This window comes from Nocardioides jensenii JCM 1364 = NBRC 14755 (genome assembly GCF_001552535.1).
Taxonomy (GTDB): Bacteria; Actinomycetota; Actinomycetes; order Propionibacteriales; family Nocardioidaceae; genus Nocardioides; species Nocardioides jensenii.
Genome location: NZ_BCRJ01000123.1, coordinates 1 through 4,757, shown reverse-complemented (window position 1 = coordinate 4,757; position 4,757 = coordinate 1). Strand labels below are relative to the sequence as shown.

Annotated in this window: 5 protein-coding genes; 1 reads left to right on the top strand and 4 read right to left on the bottom strand. The window is 65.7% G+C overall.

Annotated features, from left to right (window positions below; genetic code table 11):
- The 3 genes from NJ4_RS22590 to leuC form a co-directional block, all read right to left on the bottom strand.
- On the bottom strand, nucleotides 1-366 hold a 366-nt coding region (locus NJ4_RS22590; protein WP_169799314.1), incomplete at its 3' end, for an HU family DNA-binding protein.
- A 251-nt stretch (nucleotides 367-617) separates the two neighbouring features.
- A complete protein-coding gene (leuD, locus tag NJ4_RS22585) occupies nucleotides 618-1,217 on the bottom strand; it encodes a 3-isopropylmalate dehydratase small subunit (protein WP_067440891.1) in 600 nt (199 codons plus the stop codon).
- Between the two features lie 52 nt (nucleotides 1,218-1,269).
- The gene (gene leuC / locus NJ4_RS22580; protein WP_067440889.1) at nucleotides 1,270-2,685 is read right to left on the bottom strand and encodes a 3-isopropylmalate dehydratase large subunit; all 1,416 of its coding nucleotides are present in this window, start codon (nucleotides 2,683-2,685) and stop codon (nucleotides 1,270-1,272) included.
- Nucleotides 2,686-2,774: 89 nt separating this feature from the next.
- On the opposite strand from leuC, the gene NJ4_RS22575 reads away from it, so the two are divergent.
- The gene (locus tag NJ4_RS22575; RefSeq protein WP_067440886.1) at nucleotides 2,775-3,497 is read left to right on the top strand and encodes an IclR family transcriptional regulator; all 723 of its coding nucleotides are present in this window, start codon (nucleotides 2,775-2,777) and stop codon (nucleotides 3,495-3,497) included.
- A gap of 141 nt (nucleotides 3,498-3,638) precedes the next feature.
- Here NJ4_RS22575 and NJ4_RS22570 read toward each other — a convergent pair whose 3' ends face one another.
- Nucleotides 3,639-4,580, bottom strand: a complete 942-nt coding sequence (locus tag NJ4_RS22570) for a type IV toxin-antitoxin system AbiEi family antitoxin domain-containing protein (protein ID WP_157551300.1) — start codon at nucleotides 4,578-4,580, stop codon at nucleotides 3,639-3,641.
- Nucleotides 4,581-4,757 lie beyond the last annotated feature (177 nt).

Genomic DNA, 4,757 nt, shown 5'->3' with positions numbered 1-4,757 from the left:
GGCCACCGACTTGGTGGCGGCACTCGCTGCCCCGGCGGCCTTCTTGGCCGGCGCCGACGCCTTGGCGAGGGTCAGCTTCGGCAACTTCTTCGCACCCGAGATGACGGCCTTGAGGTCAGCGCCCGGAGTGAACTTCGGGATGGCTTTCTTCTTGGCCCGCATCTTCTCTCCGGTGCGCGGGTTGCGCACGGTTCGTGCTTCACGGATCTTCTTCTCGAATGAGCCGAAGCCCGTGATGGCGACCTTCTCTCCCCGGGCCACCTCGCGAGTGATCGTGTCCAGGACGGACTCGAGTGCGTGGGCGGCCGCCTTGCGATTGCCCTCGTAACGTGCCGCCAGAGCGTCAATGAGCTGAGTCTTGTTCACTAGCTTCCCTTCCAATGAACCAATCCGGCCGAGCTCCTGCCCGACATCTCCCATGCACGCTAGGCATTCGTAGGCCAACTCACAATGACCACGCCGCGTTTTCGGGTGATTATGTTTGGCGGGATTCCCGCTCAACCATGCGGAATTCCCTGTCTGTGCACGCAATTGGGCGGTCCAGACAAAAAGACAAAGGCGCGAATCCCCTTACCTGGCAGGGGATTCGCGCCTTTTCGATGTTCGTCAACTGCCGCTCAGAGCGTTGCGGGCTTCCAACTCGGCCGTTGCGCTTCATATGTGGTGATGTCGGCCTCGTTGGTCAGCGTGATGCCGATGTCGTCGAGCCCGTTGAGCAGCCGATAGCGTGTGTAGTCGTCGATGTCGAAGGAGTCCTCGATCGCGTCGGGGCCCTCGCCGGCCCGGACCGTACGGCTCTCGAGGTCAACGGTGACTGTCGCACCCGGGTGCTCGTCGAGGTGGTCCCAGATCTTCTGCACGACCTTCTCGTCGACCTGCGCGGCAAGCAGACCGGCCTTGCCGGAGTTGCCGCGGAAGATGTCAGCGAAGCGCGAGGAGATCACTGCCTTGAAGCCGTAGTTCTGCAGCGCCCAGACCGCGTGCTCACGTGAGGAGCCGGTGCCGAAGTCGGGTCCGGCGACCAGCACCGATGCCTCGGCGTACTCGGGCCTGTTCAGCACGAACTCGGGGTCGTTGCGCCAGGCCGCGAAGAGCCCGTCCTCGAAGCCGGTGCGGGTGACCCGCTTGAGGTACACCGCGGGGATGATCTGGTCGGTGTCGACGTTGCTGCGCTTCAGCGGTACGGCGACACCGGTGTGGGTGGTGAACTTGTCCATGGAGAACCTTTCGTCGGTCGAGTGGCGGCACCAGGTGCCGCGTCGAGACCAGTCAGACCGTGGTGAGCTCGGTCAGGTCGGCGGGCGAGGAGAGGGTGCCGCGCACCGCAGTGGCCGCGGCGACCGGGATCGAGACCAGGTGTGTGCGACCGCCCTTGCCCTGGCGGCCCTCGAAGTTGCGGTTCGAGGTGGAGGCACTGCGCTCGCCCGGCGTCAGCTGGTCGGGGTTCATGCCCAGGCACATGGAGCAACCCGCTCCGCGCCACTCGGCGCCGGCCTCGATGAAGACCTCGTGCAGGCCTTCGGTCTCGGCCTGCATGCGCACACGCACCGAACCGGGCACGACGAGCAGGCGGGTGCCCTCGGCCACCTTGTGACCCTTGATGATCTCGGCTGCAAGACGGAGGTCCTCGATGCGGCCGTTGGTGCAGGAGCCGACGAAGACGGTGTCGACGTGCACCTCGCGCATCGGCGTACCCGCTTCGAGGCCCATGTATTTCAGGGCGTTCTCCGCGCCGACGCGGTCCTGCTCCTCCTCGAAGGACTCCGGGTCCGGGACGTTGCCGCCGAGCGGCACACCCTGGCCGGGGTTGGTCCCCCAGGTGACGAACGGTGTCATCGTGGAGGCGTCGAGCACGATCTCCTTGTCGAACTGGGCGTCCTCGTCGGTGACGAGGGTCTTCCAGTGCGCGACGGCGGCATCCCAGTCGGCGCCCGTGGGCGCCTCGGGCTTGCCCTCGATGTAGTCGAAGGTGGTCTGGTCGGGAGCGATCAGGCCGGCCTTGGCGCCCCACTCGATCGACATGTTGCAGACCGTCATGCGGCCCTCCATCGAGAGCTCCTCGATGGCCTGCCCGCGGTACTCGACGATGTAGCCCTGGCCGCCACCGGTGCCGGTGTGCGTGATCAGGGTCAGCACCATGTCCTTCGCGGTGACCCCCTCGGGCAGGGAGCCGTTGATGGTCACGGCCATGGTCTTCGGCTTGGCCTGCATCAGGGTCTGGGTGGCCAGCACGTGCTCGACCTCGGAGGTGCCGATGCCGAACGCGATCGCACCGAACGCACCGTGGGTGCTGGTGTGCGAGTCACCGCAGACGATGGTCATGCCGGGCTGGGTCAGGCCGAGCTGCGGACCGACCACGTGCACGATGCCCTGTTCGATGTCGCCGAGCGGGTGCAGACGTACGCCGAACTCGTCGGCGTTCCTGCGCAGCGTGTCGACCTGGGTCTTCGAGACCGGGTCGGCGATCGGCTTGTCCCAGTCGAGGGTCGGGACGTTGTGGTCCTCGGTGGCCAGGGTGAGGTCGGGACGACGTACCTTGCGACCGGCCAGGCGGAGGCCGTCGAAGGCCTGCGGGGACGTGACTTCGTGGATGAGGTGAAGATCGATGAAGAGGAGGTCAGGCTCTCCCTGCGCACTACGGACGACGTGCTCGTCCCACACCTTCTCCGACAGGGTCTTGCCCATGACTTCCTCCACGACTTTCTCGAGCGACGTTCCTCAGATCACAGAGCGTAGCGCTTGCATCCCATGATCTGAGACGGCAGTATTGCCATATGGACAACTCTAGCGGAGTCGGCGTTCTCGACAAAGCCGCCCTGGTGCTCGCCGCACTGGAGGCCGGCCCGGCCACCCTTGCGGGACTGGTCGCAGGCACGGGACTGGCCCGACCCACGGCACACCGCCTTGCCGTGGCCCTCGAACACCACCGCCTGGTGGCCCGCGACATGCAGGGCCGCTTCGTCCTCGGCCCCCGACTGGCCGAGCTCTCCGCGGCCGCCGGTGAGGACCGGCTGCTGGCCTCGGCCGGGCCGGTCCTGGCCCGCCTGCGCGACATCACCGGCGAGTCCGCCCAGCTGTGGCGCCGTCAGGGTGAGCACCGTGTCTGCGTCGCCGCCGCCGAACGCCCCAGCGGGCTGCGCGACACCATCCCGGTCGGTTCGCAGTTGACCATGCGCGCCGGCTCCGCCGCGCAGGTGCTGCTCGCCTGGGAGGATCCCGAACGCATGCACCGCGGCCTGCAGAACGCGGCCTACTCGGCCACCGCACTCTCCGGCATTCGTCGGCGCGGCTGGGCCCAGTCGGTCGGCGAGCGCGAGCAGGGCGTCGCCTCGGTCTCGGCGCCGGTCCGCTCCCCCAGTGGCAAGATCATCGCCGCGGTCTCGGTCTCCGGCCCGCTGGAGCGCCTGTCCCGACAGCCCGGTCGCATGCATGCCCCGGCCGTGATCGCCGCCGCCGAGCGCCTCTCCGAGTCACTGCGCCGCGCCGCTGCTGAGTAGGCGTCGCGTGGTGGTCAGTTTCACAGGCGAGCCTGTGAAACTGACCAATCAACATGAAACTTCGTGTCATTCGGGCAGAAACGCACGGTCAGGCCGGACGTCGTACGTCGAACGTCGAACGTCGAACGCCAGATCGTTGCATCACGCTGCCGATCGGCTGTGCATTTTGCTGCGGATCCGCTCCGCCGTTGCCCGGCGTCGGTAGAAGTCGGCCCAGACCATTCGGACCACGCGCATGTCGGTCACTTCCCGAATCCAGTCCTCACGCTTCTTCTCATTGAAAACCGCGTCCCCCGGACTCTGACCGGGCTTGAGCAGGCGGCCGTACTTGAGCTTGCCATCGAACTCGCCGAGCAGTTCGTACTCCGGCCACCCGAAGTCAGTCCGGGCCTCGCGCCCACTCTCATCGTGAACCCGGTACTGCAACTCCGGTTCGGGCAGGCGCTGCTCCCAGCACAGGAACCGCCCCCGGCTCTCGCCGACCGACTGTGCGCCCACGCGCGCCAGTCGGGCGCTGACCTGAAGTCTCTGGGTGTTCGGCCACGTCAGCATGATGCTGGTCTGTGCGTGAAGTTGATCAAGGTCGGCATAACCAAGATCGAGGATTGAGTCCAGGACGCACACTCCCTGCTCGACGTTGTGGAGGGTGGCTGTCTCAAGACCGGCTCGAAGCGCACCAACCAGAAGCCGATCCTCCTTCAGATGTATGTCATCAGGAAGCCAGGACCCCTGGTGATACACGATGTCGTCGGAGGTTCGGCCTGGTGAACCGTCGAGTCTCGTCACGTGCACCTTGTCGAGCCTCGGCTCCCACAGACGGAGGCCGTGCTCAATCGCGGCAGAGGTATGGCTGAGCATGACCGCATCGCCATGCGTGAGGAGCACCCCGGCCGCTCGCAACCGATGTCGTTCGACCGAATCAGATGCCGCCCAGACACCACTTGCGGTGTAAGTGCCCTGACGAATACGAACAATCTGACCAGCACGTGTCGCGGCACGCAATTGCTTGTCGGTGTAACCGAAGTCCAATGCCTCGCGTCGAAGAAAGACCGGGCTGTCGTGGAGCTGAAGAAGTTCCTGCATGACTCCTTGGCTGCCCGACTGGAGCGCGTTCAATCACGAGGGGTGGACATCAGGGGACAACGCGCACAGCAATTCACGTGTGGACGAAAACCGGTCCGGTGACGGGGACGAGGTCTCCCCGTTCATTCCTGCCGTGTCAACACGAAGTTTCGTGCTGATCAGTCAGTTTCACAGGGC

What these genes read in the sequence shown, in the direction of transcription:
- NJ4_RS22575 (WP_067440886.1), top strand. Translation starts at nt 2,775, where the DNA reads ATGGACAACTCTAGCGGAGTCGGCGTTCTCGACAAAGCCGCCCTGGTG.
- leuC (WP_067440889.1), bottom strand. Translation starts at nt 2,685, where the DNA reads ATGGGCAAGACCCTGTCGGAGAAGGTGTGGGACGAGCACGTCGTCCGT.
- NJ4_RS22570 (WP_157551300.1), bottom strand. Translation starts at nt 4,580, where the DNA reads ATGCAGGAACTTCTTCAGCTCCACGACAGCCCGGTCTTTCTTCGACGC.
- leuD (WP_067440891.1), bottom strand. Translation starts at nt 1,217, where the DNA reads ATGGACAAGTTCACCACCCACACCGGTGTCGCCGTACCGCTGAAGCGC.